At 73.5% G+C, this 18,006-nt stretch carries 14 protein-coding genes; 8 read left to right on the top strand and 6 right to left on the bottom strand.

What is annotated here, in order from left to right; all coding sequences use genetic code 11:
* The first annotated feature begins 288 nt into the window (after window positions 1-288).
* The 3 genes from KK483_RS14900 to KK483_RS14890 are packed head-to-tail and all read left to right on the top strand — an operon-like array spanning window position 289 to window position 3,737.
* On the top strand, window positions 289-1,428 hold the full coding sequence (locus tag KK483_RS14900; protein WP_262005718.1) for an acyl-CoA dehydrogenase family protein: 1,140 nt from the start codon (window positions 289-291) through the stop codon (window positions 1,426-1,428).
* Window positions 1,425-2,474 carry a Zn-dependent alcohol dehydrogenase gene (locus KK483_RS14895; RefSeq protein ID WP_262005717.1) on the top strand — a complete coding sequence of 350 codons (1,050 nt, stop codon included), beginning with the start codon at window positions 1,425-1,427 and terminating at the stop codon, window positions 2,472-2,474. Before KK483_RS14900 ends, KK483_RS14895 begins: the two co-directional genes overlap by 4 nt.
* Window positions 2,475-2,519: 45 nt before the next feature.
* Window positions 2,520-3,737 (top strand): MFS transporter, encoded by a 1,218-nt coding sequence (locus KK483_RS14890; RefSeq protein ID WP_262005716.1) that lies wholly within the window; start codon window positions 2,520-2,522, stop codon window positions 3,735-3,737.
* Window positions 3,738-4,046: 309 nt separating this feature from the next.
* On the opposite strand, the gene KK483_RS14885 is transcribed toward KK483_RS14890, so the two are convergent.
* Window positions 4,047-5,036, bottom strand: coding sequence for a GlxA family transcriptional regulator (locus tag KK483_RS14885; RefSeq protein ID WP_262005715.1), 990 nt, complete (start codon window positions 5,034-5,036; stop codon window positions 4,047-4,049).
* A gap of 70 nt (window positions 5,037-5,106) precedes the next feature.
* On the opposite strand from KK483_RS14885, the gene KK483_RS14880 reads away from it, so the two are divergent.
* Complete coding sequence (locus tag KK483_RS14880) at window positions 5,107-6,435, top strand: MFS transporter (protein WP_262005714.1); 1,329 nt, start codon at window positions 5,107-5,109, stop codon at window positions 6,433-6,435.
* 92 nt (window positions 6,436-6,527) lie between these two features.
* Here the strand turns inward: KK483_RS14880 and KK483_RS14875 are convergent, their stop codons facing one another.
* Window positions 6,528-7,796, bottom strand: coding sequence for an alpha/beta hydrolase (locus KK483_RS14875; RefSeq protein WP_262005713.1), 1,269 nt, complete (start codon window positions 7,794-7,796; stop codon window positions 6,528-6,530).
* A 278-nt stretch (window positions 7,797-8,074) separates the two neighbouring features.
* Window positions 8,075-8,665 carry a flavin reductase family protein gene (locus KK483_RS14870; protein WP_262009498.1) on the bottom strand — a complete coding sequence of 197 codons (591 nt, stop codon included), beginning with the start codon at window positions 8,663-8,665 and terminating at the stop codon, window positions 8,075-8,077.
* Window positions 8,666-8,859: 194 nt separating this feature from the next.
* Between KK483_RS14870 and KK483_RS14865 the strand changes: the two genes are divergently transcribed.
* Window positions 8,860-11,034 (top strand): VCBS repeat-containing protein, encoded by a 2,175-nt coding sequence (locus KK483_RS14865; RefSeq protein WP_262005712.1) that lies wholly within the window; start codon window positions 8,860-8,862, stop codon window positions 11,032-11,034.
* Window positions 11,035-11,098: 64 nt separating this feature from the next.
* On the opposite strand, the gene KK483_RS14860 is transcribed toward KK483_RS14865, so the two are convergent.
* Window positions 11,099-11,902 (bottom strand): enoyl-CoA hydratase/isomerase family protein, encoded by an 804-nt coding sequence (locus KK483_RS14860; RefSeq protein ID WP_262005711.1) that lies wholly within the window; start codon window positions 11,900-11,902, stop codon window positions 11,099-11,101.
* Entirely contained in the window at window positions 11,899-14,121 is a 2,223-nt protein-coding gene (locus tag KK483_RS14855; RefSeq protein WP_262005710.1) for an acetate--CoA ligase family protein, read from the bottom strand. The genes KK483_RS14860 and KK483_RS14855 overlap by 4 nt, the downstream gene beginning before the upstream one ends.
* 252 nt (window positions 14,122-14,373) lie before the next feature.
* On the opposite strand from KK483_RS14855, the gene KK483_RS14850 reads away from it, so the two are divergent.
* Window positions 14,374-15,720 (top strand): hypothetical protein, encoded by a 1,347-nt coding sequence (locus tag KK483_RS14850; protein WP_262005709.1) that lies wholly within the window; start codon window positions 14,374-14,376, stop codon window positions 15,718-15,720.
* Window positions 15,721-15,856: 136 nt separating this feature from the next.
* Here the strand turns inward: KK483_RS14850 and KK483_RS14845 are convergent, their stop codons facing one another.
* Complete coding sequence (locus KK483_RS14845) at window positions 15,857-17,005, bottom strand: NAD(P)/FAD-dependent oxidoreductase (protein ID WP_262005708.1); 1,149 nt, start codon at window positions 17,003-17,005, stop codon at window positions 15,857-15,859.
* Window positions 17,006-17,129: 124 nt separating this feature from the next.
* On the opposite strand from KK483_RS14845, the gene KK483_RS14840 reads away from it, so the two are divergent.
* Window positions 17,130-17,582 carry a DoxX family protein gene (locus KK483_RS14840; RefSeq protein ID WP_262005707.1) on the top strand — a complete coding sequence of 151 codons (453 nt, stop codon included), beginning with the start codon at window positions 17,130-17,132 and terminating at the stop codon, window positions 17,580-17,582.
* Window positions 17,579-18,001, top strand: a complete 423-nt coding sequence (locus KK483_RS14835; RefSeq protein WP_262005706.1) for a Zn-ribbon domain-containing OB-fold protein — start codon at window positions 17,579-17,581, stop codon at window positions 17,999-18,001. Before KK483_RS14840 ends, KK483_RS14835 begins: the two co-directional genes overlap by 4 nt.
* Window positions 18,002-18,006 lie beyond the last annotated feature (5 nt).

Here is an 18,006-nt window from a genome sequence, read left to right as displayed (position 1 = left end):
CGCGGCGCGGAGCCGGAAGGGGGGCAGGTGATGCAGGCCGGGGTTTTCAGGCCAGGGCTCCGGCGGCGCAGCCGCCACGAGGCGGCCGTGCGGAGCCCGGCTCCACCGCCCCGCGGTGAGTGCCGTGAAGGGGCCCGGGGCCGAAGGCCCGGGTTGTGAGGGCCGAGCCGCGCAGCGGGTGCGGTGAGGGGGCGGGGGCGCAGCTCCCGGGTGGTGTAGGCGCACCACCCGCCCCCGGTGGGGTCCCAGGGGGCGGGGAATCCCCGCCCGCCACGACAGGAGGCGTACATGGACTTCGAGTTCGGCCCGGAGGACGAGACCTTCCGGCGTGAGGCCCGTGAGTGGCTCGGCGCGCACCTCGCGGGGGGCGCCGCCGAAGGCCCGGCGCGGGAGTGGGAGCGGACGCTCGGCCGCGACGGCTGGATCGGCCTCGGCTGGGCGGCGGACGCCGAGTACGGCAACCGCCACGCCACCCTCACCCAGCAGGTCGTCTGGGCGGAGGAGTACGCCCGCTCCCACGCCCCCGCCCGCCTCGGCCACATCGGCGAGAACCTGCTCGCCCCGACCCTCATCGCCTACGGCAGCGAGGAGCAGCAGGCCCGCCACCTGCCCGGCGTCGCCCGCGGCGAGGAGCTCTGGTGCCAGGGCTACAGCGAGCCGGGCGCCGGCTCGGACCTCGCCTCGGTCCGCACCCGGGCCGTGCCCGACGGCACCGGATACCGGGTCACCGGGCAGAAGATCTGGACCTCCCTCGCCCACGAGGCCCACTGGTGCTTCGTCCTCGCCCGCACCGAGCCCGGCTCCGTCCGCCACCACGGCCTGTCGTTCCTGCTGGTGCCGATGGACCAGCCGGGCCGGATCGATGTGCGGCCCATCCGGCAGATGACGGGGACGAGCGAGTTCAACGAGGTCTTCCTCGACGGCGCCGAGGCCGTCGACGTCGTCGGCGGCGAGGGCAACGGCTGGCAGGTCGCCGTTGGCCTGCTCGCCCTGGAGCGCGGGGTGTCGACGCTCGTCCAGCAGATCGGCTTCGCGGAGGAGCTGGGGCGGATCGTCGCGCTGGCCGTGGCGAACGGCGCCGCCACCGACCCCGTCGTGCGCGACCGCCTCGTACGCCAGTGGGCCGAGCTGCGCACCATGCGCTGGAACGCCCTGCGCACACTGGGCGGTACGGGCGGCCCGGGCGCCCCCAGCGTCGCGAAGCTGCTCTGGGGCCGCTGGCACCAGCGCCTCGGCGAGCTGGCGATGCAGATCCGGGGCGCGGCCGCCGCGGCCGGTCCGGGCGCGTGGTCGTCCGCGTACGAACTCGACGAGCTTCAGCGGCTCTTCCTCTTCACCCGCGCCGACACGATCTACGGCGGCTCGGACGAGATCCAGCGGAACATCATCGCCGAGCGCGTGCTCGGCCTACCCAGGGAGCAGCGGTGAGAGGTGTCGTCTTCGACGGTGAACGGGCAGAGGTGGCGGACGATCTGGAGATACGGGACCCGGGCCCCGGCGAGGTGCTGGTCGCCGTCGCCGCGGCCGGGCTGTGCCACAGCGATCTGTCGGTGATCGACGGGACGATCCCCTTCCCGGTGCCCGTCGTGCTCGGCCACGAGGGCGCGGGTGTCGTCGAGGCGGTCGGCCCCGGCGTCACCCATGTCGCGCCCGGTGACCATGTGTCGATGTCGACGCTCGCCAACTGCGGGGCGTGCGCCGAGTGCGACCGGGGGCGGCCGACCATGTGCCGCAGGGCGATCGGGCGGCCGGAGCGGCCGTTCTCGCGGGCCGGGGAGCCGCTGTACCAGTTCGCCTCCAACTCCGCCTTCGCGGAACGGACACTGGTGAAGGCCGTACAGGCGGTGAGGATCCCCCGGGAGATCCCCCTCACCTCCGCCGCGCTCATCGGCTGCGGCGTCCTGACCGGCGTGGGCGCCGTGCTCAACCGGGCGAAGGTCGCCATCGGCGACACCGTCGTCGTCATCGGCGCAGGCGGTATCGGCCTCAACGTCCTCCAGGGCGCGCGGCTCGCCGGAGCGTCCACCATCGTCGCCGTCGACACGAACCCCGCGAAGGAGCAGACGGCCCGGCGCTTCGGCGCGACGCACTTCCTGACCGCCGTGGACGGCGTGCGGGAGCTGCTCCCCGACGGCGCCCAGCACGTCTTCGAGTGCGTCGGGCACACCGGGCTCGTGCGGCAGGCGATCGACCTCCTCGACCGGCACGGCCAGGCGGTCCTGCTCGGCATGCCGGCCCCCACGGCAGAGGCGACGTTCCTGCCCGCCGCGATGTTCCTCGACAAGTCCATCCTGGGCTGCCGGTACGGCTCCTCGCGGCCGCAGCGCGACATCGCGCTGTACGCCCGGCTCTACGGCGAAGGGCGGCTGCTCCTCGACGAGTTGGTGACGGAGGTGTACCCGGTCGAGGACTTCGCGAAGGCCGCCGACGACGCGGAGCAGGGCCGGGTGGCACGGGGGGTGCTGACGTTCTGAAACAAGCTTGCGGCCGTCCGCCGGGAGCCGGATAGCGTCGGGCCCATGGCGTATCGCGAGATCATCACCCGACCCGTACTGACCTGGGGCACCGTGGCCGTCGGGGCGCGGCTGCCGGTGGCGGCGGCGCCGCTCGCGCTCGTCTTCCTCGTACGGGAGCGGCCCGGGGGCTACACCCTCGGCGCGGTGCTCGCCGCCGTGTACGTCGTCGGCGAGATCGTCGGGGCGCCGGTGCTCGGGATGCGGATGCGGCCCGAGCGGGCGCGGCCGCAGCTGGCCGCCGGACTCGCGGCCGGGGCGGCGGGCTTCGGAGCGCTGGGCGTCGCGCACGATGCCCACCCGGTGCTGCTCGGCGTCTTCGCCTTCGTCGCGGGGGCCGGGCCCGCGGCCGCGCCCGGCGGTATGCGGGCCCTGTTGACCAGCCTGGTGCCCGAGCGGGCCGTCGCCCAGGCGATGAGCCTGGAGTCGGTGCTGACGTTCGGCATCTGGGCGGTGGCGCCGGCCCTGACCGCGGCGCTGGCGCTGGGGACCGCTCCGCACGCGCCGCTGCTGCTCGTCGCCGTGCTGATGGCCGCGTCCGTGGCGGGGCTGTGGGCGCTGCCCGCGGGCTGGGCGACGGGGGACGACGCCGCCGGCGGCGGTGGGGGGACGCTGCGGGTCGTGCTGGGGGCGTGGCCGGTGTACGTGGCCGGCGCGGCCTCGATGACCCTGCTGGCGCTGGCCGAGCTGATCCTGCCCGCGCTCCTGGAGCAGCGCGGCATCGCCATCGGCTGGTCCGGCGCGGTCCTCGCGGGCTTCTCGATCGGCTCGGCGGTGGGCGCGTTCGTCTACGGGCTGCGGAGCTGGCCGGGCCGGCTGCCGACGCAGAACCTCGTCCTGCTGCTCGGCGTCTCGGCGTGCGTGGCCGTGGTCGCGGTGCTGCCCGGCCTCCTCTGGATCGGTACGGGCCTGGCCGTCGCGGGCGTCATGCAGGCCGGGGCGATGCTCACCCGCAACCTGGCCCTGCGCGAACTCCTCCCGCCTGGTGCGCTCGCCGCGGGCTACTCGGTGATGTACGCGGCGGTGGGCGCGGGTTACGCGGCGAGCGGATCCCTCGCGGGCGGGCTGCTGCGGGTCGTCGCCCCCTCGACGGCGATCCTGGCGGGCGTCTGTCTGACGCTGCTGCTGGCGGTGGTGGGCGCGGTGGGGGAGCGGCGCGTGTCCGCCGGGGCCTCCGGCGGTGTGCGGGCAGGGCGAGTGAGCCTGCCCCCTGTCTCATCCTGAGCGTCTGTGTCCGTCCTCAAGCGCCGGACGGGCTTCGGCTCGACACCCAGCCCCTCCGGCGTTTGAGGAGCGGGGTCCGGGGCGGAGCCCCGTTGTTCAGCCTCGCCGGCGTTTGAGGTGCGGGGGTTCGGGGGCGGAGCCCCCGCAAACGGGGTCTGGGGCTTGCCCCCACGCGGCGGAGCCGCACATCGACACTGCGGGAAGGGGCGGGGTGGGGAAAGGCTCCGCGCAGCGGCCCTGACGCGGGGCTCCGCCGCAGGCGCCCCGAGCCGCGGCCGCGGCGCACCGGGGCCCGCCGGCCCCGCGTGGTCACCCCGCGTCCGTGCGGAAGGCGCGGCGGTACACCGTCGGCGGCACCCCCAGCGCCGACTGGAGATGCTGCCGCATCGACTGCGCCGTGCCGAAGCCCGCGTCCCGTGCCACCTGGTCCATGGACAGGTCCGTGGACTCCAGGAGCTGCCGGGCGCGCTGCACGCGCTGCTGGGCGAGCCACTGTCCGGGGCTGATCCCGACCTCCTCGCGGAAGCGGCGCGTGAACGTCCGTACGGACATAGCCTCCTGTTCGGCCAGGTCGCGCAGCTGGATCGGCGCGTGCAGATGCGCCAGCGCCCACACCCGCGCGGCCGACGTCGTCGCGAGCTGCGGCTCCGGCACGGGCCGCCGGATGTACTGGGCCTGCCCGCCGTCGCGGTGCGGCGGCACGACCGTGCGGCGCGCCACGTCGTTGGCGGCCTCCGTGCCGTGGTCGCCGCGCACGATGTGCAGGCACAGATCGATGCCGGCGGCGACCCCGGCGGAGGTGAGGACGTCGCCCTCGTCGACGAAGAGGACGTCCGCGTCGACCTTGACGTCCGGGAACATCCGCTGGAAGCGCTCGGCCTCCGACCAGTGCGTGGTGGCGCGCCGCCCGTCGAGGAGGCCCGCCGCGGCCAGCACGTAGCTTCCGGTGCAGATGGAGACGAGCCGGGTGCCGGGGCGCAGCCCGGCGAAGACCGCGGTCAGTTCGGGGGTGAGCCGGCCCTCGTTGTAGACGAGCCCGCGTTCGTAGGCCGCGGGCACGATCAGTGTGTCGGCGGTGGCCGCCGCCTCGGGGCCGTTCTCGACGAGCACGGCGAAGTCGGCCGAGGTGCGGACGGGCCCCGGCGGCCGGACCGAGCAGGTGACGACCTCGTACAGCTGCCGGGCCCGCGCGTCGGTGGCGCCGCCGAAGATCCGATGGGGGATGCCCAGCTCGAAGGGGATGCAGCCGTCGAGTGCGAGGACGACGACCCGGTGCGGTGTGCGGGAGCCAGCGGCCATGGCCCGATCATATCGAATACTGTCCTTCCGGCCACTCGCCGGTGATCGTCGCCGCCCGGATGCTGGGGGCGTGACCCAGACAAGCGACCTCCCCGCCGCCGCTGCCCAGGAAGCGCCCCGCAGCCCCCGCCGTGTCCTGCGCCGTACCCCCGGCCGTATCCACCGCGCCTGGTTCGTCCTCGCCGTCGCCTTCGTGACGATCATCGGCGCGGCCGCCTTCCGCTCCCTGCCGGGGCTGCTGATCGACCCGCTGCACCAGGAGTTCGGCTGGTCGCGCGGCACGATCGGGCTCGCGGTCTCGATCAACCTGGCGCTCTACGGGCTCACCGCGCCGTTCGCCGCCGCGCTGATGGACAAGTACGGCATCCGGAAGGTCGTCGCCGTCGCGCTCACGATCATCGCGGCCGGCTCCGGGCTGACGGTGTGGATGACGGCCGCCTGGCAACTGCTGCTGTGCTGGGGGCTGCTCGTCGGGCTCGGCACCGGCTCGATGGCGCTGGCCTTCGCGGCGACGGTGACGAACCGCTGGTTCACCGGGCGGCGGGGCCTGGTCACCGGAATCCTGACGGCGGCCGCGGCCTCCGGCCAGCTGGTCTTCCTCCCGGTGCTGTCGTGGATCGTCCAGGAGCACCACTGGCGCCCGGCGGCCGTCACCGTCGCCCTCGCCGCGCTCGCCGTGGTCCCCTTCGTGTGGCTGCTGCTGCGCGACCACCCGGCGGACGTGGGCCTCGCCCCGTACGGCGCGAAGGAGTTCGTGCCCAAGCCGCCGCCGGTGCCGGGAGCCGCCCGCCGGACCGTGGGGGTGCTGCTCTCAGCCGCCCGCACCGGCCCCTTCTGGCTGCTGGCCGGCACCTTCGCGATCTGCGGCGCTTCGACGAACGGCCTCGTCCAGACCCACTTCGTGCCCGCCGCGCACGACCACGGCATGCCCATCACGGCGGCCGCCTCGCTCCTCGCGGTCATCGGCGTCTTCGACGTCATCGGAACCGTCGCCTCCGGCTGGTTCACCGACCGCTTCGACGCCCGCCGCCTGCTCGCCGTCTACTACGCGCTGCGCGGGATCTCGCTGCTCTTCCTGCCGATGCTGCTCGGCCCGTCCGTCCACCCGCCGATGGTCTTCTTCATCGTCTTCTACGGCCTGGACTGGGTGGCCACGGTCCCGCCGACGATCGCCCTGTGCCGCGAGCACTACGGCGACGACTCGGCGATCGTCTTCGGCTGGGTCCTGGCGTCCCACCAGGTCGGCGCGGCGGTGGTCGCGTTCGCGGGCGGTGTGGCGCGGGACGTGTTCGGCTCGTACGACGTGGTCTGGGTCGCGTCGGGCGCGCTGTGCGCGGCGGCGGCGCTGATGGCGCTGGTGATCCGGCGAAGGCCGGCGGCGCTCCCTGTCGCGGCCTGACAGGAGGCGCCGGGTTCCTTCTCTCTGAGGGGAGGAGGATCCGCCCACTCACCACCGCGTCACCGGTGATGCCCGGACGCACTGCGCCAGAGTTATCGGCGTTCCCGCAGAACGGCCTTCACATCGACGGACGTGACGGGGGACAAGGGGAGTTGCGCGCCGGTCAGTACCGGGTCGAAGTGGTGGTCGTCGGCGAGGTACCGCCGGAAGAAGGCATCGATGTAGGTGGCCCCGGCCTCGCGTTGCCGGGCTTCGGTCAGTTGGGCGTCGCTGCTGGGTCCGCCGGCTGCGGTGCACCGGCCGGGATCGCCGTCGACGTGGCCGGCGTCATCTCGGGCCGCGACCTGTCCGCTGCTCGGCGACCACTGCGTGTTGAAATAGTTGTGATTCGCTCCGTGTATCCGGAACTGGTAGAAGTCGCTCTTGCTCTTGGCGGCCGCGTCGGCGGCGAACCCGAGGGCCTCCGAGCCGACCTGGCCGTCGCAGCTGCCGAGAACCGCGGCAAAGGGGGTCTTCCTGATCTCGTACGCGGCCATGTCCTCGGTCATGACGTTGTAGGCGGGCGCCAGCGCCAGGGCGGCCCTGACTTTGACGCCGGCCGGCCACCCGGACCGGTGGCGGTCGGACGCGTGCCAGGTCACACCCGCGCCGCCGCGCGAGTGGCCCATGGTGCCGACTCTGTTCAGATCGACGTGGTGCGCGAAATCGACTCGCTTCGGCTTGCCTGTGGCCGCGTCGCGGAACGCACCGGCGAGCCCGCCCTTGCCCGTCGAGTTGAGCCGCTGCCACAGGGCCAGGTGCTTGTTGATCAGGTCGGCACGGACGGAGGCGTTCTCGTCGCCCCGCGCCGAGGAGGCGTTGATGCCGTTGGCATGGATGGACACCACGATGAATCCGTGGCCGGCCAGCTTCTCGCCGAGGTAGTCGTAGCCGCGGGCGTTGTCGATGGGCTGGACACCAGGTGCGCAGGGCCAGCTGAACAGCTTCTGGGAGGCGGCCGCGGCCGCCTCCCCGTCCTCGGCTTCTTCAGCGGCGTCGAGCGCGGCCGCGGCCGAGCGGTCCGCGCAGGTCGCATTCCAGCCGTGCAGCTCGACGACGAGTGGCCGCGGCGTGGCGCCGAGATCCTTCGGATAGTGCACAGTGGCAGCGAGTTCGGCGGGCTCCCCGCCTGGCAGTCGATAGGCCTGGTCACCCAGGTTGTAGGTGACGGCGGCAACGCTCCGTGGGCCATGGGGTGAAGCGTCGGAGTCGCTGGTGGCGGCGGACGCGGCCGGCGCGGACATGCCCGCGGCCTGAGTCATCGCGAGGACCGCCGTCATGGCGAACGTACGGGCCAGAAGCGTGCGGCGGCCGGAAGCCATGCGTGTGTGGTCGTGCGGCAACAGGTTCTCCAGACGGGGCATGTGTGAGTGACGGGCGGTGAGCCGCGCCGGAGCCGCAGGGCGGCTCCACTTCGACAGATGCCAGGTGGGGGTCCGGGGTTGCCCAGCACTCCACATTGGTTTAGTCCACTGGGCGATCCGGCGGGAAGGGTATTCGCCGCCCCGGTCGGCGCGCTCGGCGCTCGGTGCTCGGCGCGCGGCGGTTGGCAGCGGCAGCGGCAGCCTGAGCGTGCCCGGCCCGCCCGCTGCCGTTCTGTCTATGCGGTGAACCGCCCGAACCGCCCCCGGTGGAACAGCAGCGGATCGCCTTCGCCCTCCGAGCCCAGCGCCTCCACCCTGCCGACGACGATCAGGTGGTCGCCGCCCGTGTGCACGGCCCGGATCGTGCAGTCGATCCAGGCCGGTACGGAATCGAGCCGCGGCGCCCCTGTCACCGGGGCCGGCTCGTGCGTGACGCCCGCGAACTTGTCCGCGCCGCTCACCGCGAAGGCTCGGCACAGCGCCCCCTGGTCCGCGCCCAGGACATTGACGCAGAAGACACCGGCGCGCGCGATGCGCGGCCAGGTCGTCGACGTACGCCCGACCATGAAGGCGACCAGGGGAGGGTCGAGGGAGAGCGAGGCGAAGGACTGGCAGGCGAAGCCGGCCGGCCCTTCCTCGTCGTACGACGTGATCACCGTGACCCCGCTGGCGAAATGGCCGAGCACCCGGCGGAATTCGGCGGGGTCGACGGGCATCCGCTCGTCGTCCCCGACGGCCCGGAGGTCCGGGCGGGGAAGGGCGTCGAAGGGCTCCGCGGACGCGGCGGCGCCGACCGACCTGAGGTAGCGGACGGCGGTGGCCGCCATCCCTGCGTGTCCCATCACCCCTCCATTGAAGCTGACGGTTCGTCAGATGAGAAGGGGGGAGGGGAGGGCATATGGCGCGCAAGGGCCACGTCGCACGGACGAGGCCACGCTGTGTGTGAGGGAGGGTCCCCGTGGCGCTGTCGTAGCCCGTTGTTAAGGTCACGGCCAACCTGCTTGAGGGGGAGGAACCCGCTTTGCACAAGAAGCACAGATTCATCACGGCCGCACTGGTGCCGGCGCTGGCGCTGGGGGGCGTCGGTACCGGCACGGCGGCTGTCGCCGTCCTCGCGGCGGCGCCGGCCGCCGCCGCGGCCGAGGCCGGGCCGTGGAGCACACCCACCGCGCTCACGCTCGACCACCAGCTCGTCAATGTCGCCGACGTCCGGTCGACCGTCCACGGTGACGCGGTCGCGCTCTGGTACTGGACGCCCGACGAAGATCACACGCAGACCGAGGTGTGGGCCGCCGTGCGCCCGGCCAGGAGCGCGGTGTGGGGGACCCCGCAGCGACTGTCCGCCAATGCGGAGCGGACCGCTCAGCTCGGCCCGTCGGAGGACGGGTCGGTGACCGCGTCCTGGATCGAGAAGCCGGCGTCCGGCGGCTCGGTCCTGCGGGTGTCGGTGCTGGCACCCGGCGCGACCCAGTGGGGCACGCCGGTGAGCCTCGCCTCGGCGTCCACCGCGCTCCTGGACCTGAAGCTGTTCGTGAGCCCGAACGGGCGCGCCGCCCTCACGTGGCGCAAGAGCGCGGGCCAGCAGTCGGAGATCTACGTCGCCGAGCGCACCGCCGCCGGAGCCGACTGGTCCGCGCCGGTGAGGGTGGTCCTCACCGAGGCGGGTACGTCCGCCGCGGCGCCGCAGATCGCGGTCGCGCGGACCGGCGCCGTATCCCTCGCCTGGACCGAGAACCGGGCCGACGGCCGGACGGCCAAGAGCATCGTGAGGAAGACCGGTTCGGCGGCGTGGAGCGCGCCGGCGCCGATCGGCGACCCGGCCCAGTGGTCCGGATCGCCCAGGCTGGCGGTCGGCGACGACGGCATGTTCGTCGTGGTCTGGCAGCAGTCCCCGACCGAGTCGGGCGAGGGCACCGTACTCGTCTCGGCGCGCCGCAAGTCCGACGGGGAGCAGCCCGGCTGGTTCCTGGCGGAGGCCGTGGCCACCCATGACCAGGGCTTCCAGACGTCGGACCCGCTGATCGGTCCGAACGGCGACGTGACCCTGGTCTGGCTCGACTTCGAGGACGGATCCGGCTACGGCGTGCGGGCCTCGACCCGCGCCTACACCACCGACACCTGGTCCGAGCCGAAGACGCTGTCGACCGCCTATGTCCCCGAGCAGTTCGACGCGGACATCGGCTACGACGGCACCGTCCAGGTGGGCTGGGCACAGAACGCGGGCGACGACGACCGGCGGGTCTTCGTCACCGCCGCCCGCGTCGACGGCGGCTGGCGCAGCCCCACGACGCTCGCCACGGCCCCGTCCGCCTACGCCGAGGGCGGCGTCGCCGTCGGCCCGGACGGCAACGCCACCGCCGTATGGGCCGAGGGCTACCAGCTGTGGACCGCGGGCACCGGCCTGACCGCTCCGCAGGAGCCGGAGCCGGAGCTCGTGCGCCGCGACCATGTCGGGAACGACGGCCACGTCGACCTGTTCAGCCGTACGCCGGCGGGCGAGCTCGTCGTCCACCAGGGCAACGCGGAGCACACGGTCGCGGCGAAGACGAGCGGCGGCGCCTGGCCCACCACGTCCGTCCTCGTCCCGTTCGGCGACCTGAACGCGGACGGCGGCAACGACGTCCTGGTGCGGGACGCCGCGGGCGGCCTGTACCGGTACAGCCCCGGGCGCGGCACCGTGGTCACGCCGCAGTCCGCGTCGCTGAAGATCGGCCATGGCTGGGGCGGCTTCGACACGTTCGTCTCCTCCGGCGACATGACCGGCGACGGGCTGCCGGACCTCGTCGCCCGCACCACCACGGGCGACCTGTACCTGTACGCGGCGAACGGCACAGGCGGCGTGAAGCTGGTCCGCAAGATCGGTACCGGCTGGAAGGCGGTGACGCCCGTCGGCGCCGGCGACCTGAACGCCGACGGCCACGGGGACGTCCTCGGCAAGGACGCCTCGGGAAACCTGTGGCGGTACTACGGCAACGGCAAGGACGCCATCGGCTCGGGCGTCAAGATCGGCTCCGGCTGGGGCGGCCACAACACCACCGTCGGCATCGGCGACCTCGGCGAGGACGGCGTCGACGACCTGGTCTCCCGCACCACCACGGGCGACCTGTACCGGTACGAGGGCAACGGCAAGGGCGGGTACAAGCCCGGCCCCGTGAAGCTCGGCACCGGCTGGGGCGCGTACAGCAGCCTGTCCTGACGCTGGGCGTACGGACCCGGGGCAGGGTGGGGCAGACCGCCCTGCCCTGCCCCGGGGGCGGTGCTCAGCGCCCCCGGTACTCCGGCGTCCGCCGCTCCACGAAGCTCGCCACCCCCTCGTTCGCGTCCCGCGTCGTCATGTTGATCTCCTGCGCCGCCGCCTCGGCCGCGAACGCCGTCGAACGGTCCGTGTCCAGCGAGGCGTTCACCAGCTGCTTGGTGAGGGCGATGGCCCGGGTCGGGCCCGCCGCGAGGCGTTCGGCCCACTCGCGGGCCGTCTTCTCCAGGTCCTCCGCGGGGACGACCCGGTTGACCAGTCCGAGCCGCTCGGCGTCCGCGGCCGGCAGCGCGTCGCCGAAGAACATCAGCTCCTTCGCGCGCTGCGGGCCGATGAGGCGGGGCAGGAGGTAGGCGCCGCCGCCGTCGGGGACGAGGCCGCGGCGGACGAACACCTCGATGAAACGGGCGGATTCGGCGGCCAGGACGAGGTCGCACGCGAACGCGAGATGCGCGCCGATGCCGGCGGCCGTCCCGTTGACCGCAGCGAGCACCGGCTTCTCGCAGTCCAGGACCGCCGCGATGAAACGCTGGGCGCCGAGCCGGATCGTACGGGCCACGTCGCCGGGTACGCGCTCCCCCGCGGTGGGGGCCCCGCGCAGGTCCGCGCCCGCGCAGAAGCCCTTGCCCGTGGCGGTGATCACGACGGCCCGTACGTCCGGGTCGGCGGAGGCGTCCGCGAGCAGCGCGATGATGTGCTCCCGCTGGTCCCAGGTGACGGCGTTCATGGCCTCGGGCCGGTCGAGGGTGATCCACGAGACGCCGTTCTCGGTGCGGTGCAGTACGGGGTCCCCGCCTGCGCCCGTCGTCATCGGCACACCGCCAGCGCGTCCAGCGCCACCGCGCCCTGCCCGCGCGGCAGCACCATCAGCGGGTTGATGTCCAGTTCGGAGAGGTCCCCGCCGAGTTCGAGGGCCATCCGCTGCACCCGCAGCACGACCTCGACGAGCGCGTCCACGTCCACCGGCGGCCCGCCCCTGACCCCGTCCAGCAGGGCCCGCCCGCGCAGTTCGGCGAGCATCGAGCGGGCCTGGTCCTCGCCGAACGGCGGGACGCGCACCGCCGCGTCCTGGAGCACCTCCACCAGCACACCGCCGAGGCCCACCGTCACCGTCGGGCCGAAGAGCTCGTCCTGGGTGACCCCGACGACCATCTCGACGCCCCGCTCGACCATCTGGCAGACGAGGATGCCGTCGAGGTCGGCGTTCTCGTAGCGGGCGATGTCGGTGAGCTCGCGATAGGCGTCGCGCACCTGGCTGGCCGAGGTCAGGCCGATCTTCACGAGGCCCAGCTCGGTCTTGTGCGCGAGCTGGGGCGCGGACGCCTTCATCACCACCGGGTAGCCGACGAGGCCCGCCGCCCGCACCGCGGCCGCCGCGCTGGTCACCAGCTGCTCGCGCGGCACGCGGATGCCGTACGCCCGCAGCAGCTGCTTCGCGGAGTGCTCGCTGAGCCGGTGGCCCGGGCGGAGCAGGGCCTGCGCCTTGCGGAAGGAGGGGGAGAGGGTGCGCGGCGCCTCGTCGAAGGGCGAGCGGTAGCCGGTGGTGAAGCGGTGGTGGTCGAGATAGGCCCTGACCGCGGTGATGCAGTTGCCGAATGTACGGAAGGTCGCGACCCGCGAGGAGCCGAGCAGCGTCGTGCGGTACGCCTCCTCCGTACCGACGGGCGAGCCCCAGACCACGCACACCAGCTTGTCCGTCTCCTCCGCCGCGTCCACGAGGTCCTGGGCGAGCTTGTCGCTCATCGGCGGGAAGGGGCCGGTGATCGGGCAGATCAGCACGCCGACTCCGGGGTCGGCGAGGATCGCGTCGATGATCTTGCGGCCGCGCCAGTCGCCGACGGGGTGGCCGCCGTTGTCGACGGGGTTGGCGACGTTCAGGTACTCCGGTATCCACTGGTGCAGTTCGGTCCGCTTGGCCTCGGAGAGCGGCGGCAGCCGCAGCCCGGCCGCGGTCGCCAGATCCGCGAAGTGCGCGCCCGTGCCGCCCGAGATCGAGTAGACGACGACGCCGTCCGCCCGCGGCTTGCGCGCCCGCGCCAGCAGGGCGGCGGTGTCCTGGAGTTCGTCGAGTCCGTCGACGCGGATCACGCCGTACTGCCGCATCGCCGCGTCCACCACCTGGTCGGCGCCGGTCAGCTTGCCGGTGTGCGAGGCGGCCGTGCGCGCCCCGGTCTCGGTCCTGCCGACCTTGACGGCCACGACCGGTACACCGGCCCGGGCGGCGCGGTCGGCGGCGAGCAGGAAGGAGCGGCCGTCCTTGAGCCCCTCCACGTAGCAGGCGATCGCGCCGACCTCGGGCCGTCCCGCGAAGTACGAGATGAAGTCGGCGGTCTCCAGGTCGGCCTCGTTGCCGGTGGGTGCCCAGTGGGAGAGCCGTACGCCCAGCTCCTGCAAGGTGAAGACGGGGCGGCCCTGGTGGCCGGACTGGGTGATGAGCGCGATGGCGGGGCCTTCGAGGTCCTCGCGGAACCGCTCGAAGGCGTTGAGGTTGGTGTTCGGCCCGAGCAGCCGCAGCCCCGACCGCTCGACGGCGGCGGCGAGCCGCCGCTGCGCGGCCGCGCCCGCGGCGCCGGTCTCGGCGAACCCGGACGCGAAGGCCACGGCGAACTTCACCTTGGCCTGGGCGAGTTCCTCGACCACGGGCAGCGGGTCGCCGACGAGCAGCACGGCCAGATCGACGGGCTCGGGCAGATCGGCGACGGAGGGGACGCACGGCAGCCCGAAGACGGCCGTCCGGCTGGGATGGACGGGGTGGAGTCGCGCCCCGACCCGCTCGGCCCAGGCGATCAGCTGCCGGGTGATGCCGGTGTTGGGCCGGCCGTCGGCGTCGGAGGCGCCGACTATGGCGACCGACTCGGGCCGGAAGAACCGGTCGAGGTCGGGGACGGGCGCGTGCAGCGGCCGGCCGCTGACATCCAGGTCCCCCTCGCTCGCGGCCATGCCGTGGACGGTGGGTCCGGGCTGTTCTCCGCAGGCCACGACTCGGGCGCGGAGATCGGTGGTGAGGGTGCCGTGGGTCGATCCAAGCATCGCTTCGCCCGCTCCTTGCTCGTCGGCCGGTGATAACTGACGCACAGTCAGATTAGCGAACTGACGACCAGTCAGGAACTCTTCGTACGGGGGAGATGTCCCGGTCCGCCGCGCGCCGCACGGCTGCCGTCTTGTCCCGCCGCTCCCTGCTCCTCTCCTCCTGCTCTCCCGTTCCGCACCGGGGCAACCTTCATCCGCACTCGGGAGTCTCCCCAGCGCACCGCCGTCCCTCCCCGAGGAACAGAGGAGAACATGAGAAAGCCTTCCGTCGGCCGGCCCGCCCGCGTCGTCGCCTGCGCCGTCGCAGCGGGAATCGCCACGGTCGCGATGGCCATCCCGGCCCTCGCCGCCGGCGACCAGTTGTGGATCAGGTCGCCGTACGAGGTCATGCTGCCCAAGGCCGCCGGCAACGGTGAGCAGGCCCGGGCCGTCACCCTCGACCTGGGCCTGTCCCACGACAACCCCGACTACCGGGTGACCGACGGCCTGCTGACCGTCGACGTCTCGGGCCTGGCCGGCGTCGCCGACGTCATCTGGCCCGAGAACTGCGCGCCGGCGGGCACGACCGCGGTCTGCACGGTCCCCGAGGTCCCGGCGGAGGGCTCCGGCGGCTCGGTGCCGGTTCAGGTGCGGGCCGCAGCGGAGGCGGAGGCCGGTGCGAGCGGCCGGATCACCTACCGGGCGAAGGCCACGACGACGATGGCGGGCGGTGTGCTCACGGCGCCCGAGGGATACGAGACCACCGTCAGGATCGGCTCGGGCCCCGACCTCGTGCTGGACCGGCCGGCTCCGGTGGAGGGCGTCGCGCCGGGCAGCACCGTGCCCGTGCCGTTCTCCGTGGTCAACAACGGCAACGAGCCGGCGAACGGCGTCCGGGTCACCCTGTACGTCACCCGCGGCCTGGACGTGGGCGGCGTCGCGCCCGAGTGCACCGCCACACCGCTCGGCGAGGGCGCGATCAAGCCCGTCACCAGGGTGGACTGCGCCTTCGACGACGTCGTCGAACCGGGCGCCGGCTTCACCCTCCCGGCGCCGCTGACGGCCACGGTCGCCCCGTACGCCCTGGACGAGCGCATCGACATGGGGGTCGCGGCGGGCGACGGTGCCGAGGACCTGGCGCCCGAGGACAACGGCGGCGTCGCCGCGGTCAAGGCCGTGAACACCGCCGACTTCGCGATCCGCGGCGCGAAGGTGACCGGTGCCGCCGGCGAGACCGTGCAGGCCGGGCTGACCTTCCGCAACAAGGGCCCGGCGTGGGTCGCGAACCTGGGCTCCGGCGACCCGGTCGCCGCGGTCGACCTGATCGTCCCCGAAGGCGCCACGGTCACCGCCGTGCCCGGGAACTGCGCACCTCGGACCCTGGACGGCGACTGGGTCGAGGAGCCCACCGGGGCCCCGCGCTACCGGTGCGAACTGCCGCTGTGGGTGGCCGAGAAGCAGACCGTCACCTTCCCGTTCCAGCTGCGGATCGACACCGTCGTCCCCCGCGCATCCGGAAAGATCACCCTCATGCACCCGTACGGCGCCACCCAGCCGCTGGCGTTCGACCCGAACGCCAGGAACAACACGGCGAAGCTCGTGCTGAACCCGACCGGCTGACGGCCGCGCCGGCGCCTCCGGCGGTCGACGTCGATGTCGACCGCCGGAGGCCCCGGGTGCCGGTGCGGACCGCCGACACGGCGGTGTCGGCCGCGTAACGCGTAACCGCGTAACCGCGTAACCGTGGGGCCAGGGCTCAGCGGGCCAGCGTCTTCGCGATCTTCCGGGCGTCCAGGGCCATTTCGCGGAACATCCCGCTGATCGGGTTGGTGAACCCCGTGAAGTACAGCCCCGGCGCCTGGCGGGGGGCGCGGCCGCCGTGCACCACCGGGCGGCCGCGGTCGTCCAGGACGCCGAGGTGGCCGACGAGGGGCTCCAGGGCGCGGCTGTAGCCGGTGGCGGCGACGACCGCGTCGGGGGTGAGGTGGGAGCCGTCCGCCAGGACGACCTTGGAGTCGTCGAACGACTCGACCGCCGCGACCACTTCGACCCGCCCGGAGCGGACCGCCTCGATCAGGCCGACGTCCTGGACCGGGATGGCGCCCTGCCGGACCCGGGAGTAGAGGCCCGTGTCCGGGCGGGGGAGCCCCTGGGCGGACAGGTCGGGCACGGAGATCCGGCCGACCAGGTCTCCGGCCCGGTCCACCAGCCGGACCGGCAGACGGCGCACGAGGATCCCCGTGCGCTGGGCGGGCCAGCCGGCCGTGGACCGGCGGACGATGTGCGGCATGGTCCTGACGGCCAGCCGCACCCGCTCCGCACCGCCCTCCACGAGGTCGACGGCTATCTCGGCACCCGTGTTGCCGACGCCGACCACGAGGACGTCCTTGCCCGCGTACGGGGCGGCGTTGCGGTAGGCGGAGGCGTGCAGCAGCTCGCCCGCGTACGTGTCCCGACCGGGCCAGTCGGGCAGCCGCGGGGTGTGGTTGTGCCCGGTGGCCACGACGACCGCGCGGCCGGTCAGCCGCCGGCCGCCGGAGGCGTGCAGGAGCCAGTCGTCGCCCGCGGGCTCGATCCGGGTGACCTCGACGCCGGTCACCAGCTCCAGCTCGTGGAACTCCGCGTACTTCTCCAGGTAGCGGATCACATCGTCCCGCGCGACCCACCGCCCGAACCTCCGCGGCATGGGCAGGCCGGGGAGGCCCGACAGCCGCCGCGTGGTGTGCAGATGCAGCCGGTCGTAGTGCCCGCGCCAGGAGGCCCCCACCGATTCCGACTTCTCCAGGACGACGGCTCGTACGCCCCTCTCGCGCAGCGCGGCGGCAGCGGCGAGGCCGCCGGGGCCGCCGCCGATGACGTAGACGGGGCGGTCGTCGGTGAGATCCATGGCTCTGTGATCGGGCATGGGCGCACAGCGTAACGGCGAACCATTGCGAATCGGTCACGGCCGCCGGACTCTTGCGCTCGGGACGCCCGTCCGGTGAACTGACGTACCGTCAGATCAGTTGTCGGGAGGGAGGAGCCCCGGAATGCAGACCCTCTGGCTCACCGGTGCCGAATGGCTCGCCGTCCTCCGCATCGGCCTCGGCCTGTGGTGGCTGGAGAGCTGGCGGCACAAGGACAGGAAGGGCTGGTTCGAGCGCGGCACCGGAATCGCCTGGGCCGCCGACGTGGCGGCCAAGCACCGCTGGCAGCTGGTGCGCTCCGGCTTCGACACGGTCGTCGCACCCCGCCCGAAGACCATGGCGTACATCGTCGTCTACGCCGAACTCGCCCTCGGCCTCGGCCTGGTCACCGGCTTTCTCACCCCGATCGCCCTCGTCGGCGGGCTGCTCCTCAACCTCCTCTACCTCACCCTGATGATCCACGACTGGGCCGAGCAGGGGCAGAACGCGATGATGGCCCTGATCTCGCTCGTCGCCCTCTTCGCGATGTCCTGGCAGACCTGGTCCCTCGACCACGCGATCGGACTCTTCCGATGACCCCGGCGAACGCCGCCACCCCCGAGGCCGACGCCTTCACCCGCCCCTACTGGGACGCGGCCGCCGAGGGCCGGCTGCTGATCCGCCGCTGCGGCGACTGCGACCGGGCCCACCACTACCCGCGCGAGTTCTGCCCGCACTGCTGGAGCGACGACGTCGCGTGGGAGCGGGCGAGCGGCCGGGCGACGCTCTACACATGGTCGGTCGTGCACCGCAACGACCTCCCGCCCTTCGGCGACCGTACGCCCTACACCGCGGCCGTCGTCGACCTCGCCGAGGGCCCGCGGATGATGACGGAGATCGTGGAGTGCCCGGAGGCGGGGCTGCGGATCGGGATGGAGCTGGAGGTCGCCTTCCGCAGGCGGGAGGAGGACGGCGACGGTCCGGCCGTCCCGGTCTTCCGCCCGCCGGCGGAATGAACGTC

This window comes from Streptomyces sp. FIT100 (genome assembly GCF_024584805.1).
Taxonomy (GTDB): domain Bacteria; phylum Actinomycetota; class Actinomycetes; order Streptomycetales; family Streptomycetaceae; genus Streptomyces.
This window is presented reverse-complemented; position numbering and strand designations above follow the sequence as displayed.

What these genes read in the sequence shown, in the direction of transcription:
- KK483_RS14900 (WP_262005718.1), top strand. Translation starts at nt 289, where the DNA reads ATGGACTTCGAGTTCGGCCCGGAGGACGAGACCTTCCGGCGTGAGGCC.
- KK483_RS14890 (WP_262005716.1), top strand. Translation starts at nt 2,520, where the DNA reads ATGGCGTATCGCGAGATCATCACCCGACCCGTACTGACCTGGGGCACC.
- KK483_RS14885 (WP_262005715.1), bottom strand. Translation starts at nt 5,036, where the DNA reads ATGGCCGCTGGCTCCCGCACACCGCACCGGGTCGTCGTCCTCGCACTC.
- KK483_RS14875 (WP_262005713.1), bottom strand. Translation starts at nt 7,796, where the DNA reads ATGGCTTCCGGCCGCCGCACGCTTCTGGCCCGTACGTTCGCCATGACG.
- KK483_RS14870 (WP_262009498.1), bottom strand. Translation starts at nt 8,665, where the DNA reads ATGGCGGCCACCGCCGTCCGCTACCTCAGGTCGGTCGGCGCCGCCGCG.
- KK483_RS14860 (WP_262005711.1), bottom strand. Translation starts at nt 11,902, where the DNA reads ATGACGACGGGCGCAGGCGGGGACCCCGTACTGCACCGCACCGAGAAC.
- KK483_RS14855 (WP_262005710.1), bottom strand. Translation starts at nt 14,121, where the DNA reads ATGCTTGGATCGACCCACGGCACCCTCACCACCGATCTCCGCGCCCGA.
- KK483_RS14850 (WP_262005709.1), top strand. Translation starts at nt 14,374, where the DNA reads ATGAGAAAGCCTTCCGTCGGCCGGCCCGCCCGCGTCGTCGCCTGCGCC.
- KK483_RS14845 (WP_262005708.1), bottom strand. Translation starts at nt 17,005, where the DNA reads ATGCCCGATCACAGAGCCATGGATCTCACCGACGACCGCCCCGTCTAC.
- KK483_RS14840 (WP_262005707.1), top strand. Translation starts at nt 17,130, where the DNA reads ATGCAGACCCTCTGGCTCACCGGTGCCGAATGGCTCGCCGTCCTCCGC.
- KK483_RS14835 (WP_262005706.1), top strand. Translation starts at nt 17,579, where the DNA reads ATGACCCCGGCGAACGCCGCCACCCCCGAGGCCGACGCCTTCACCCGC.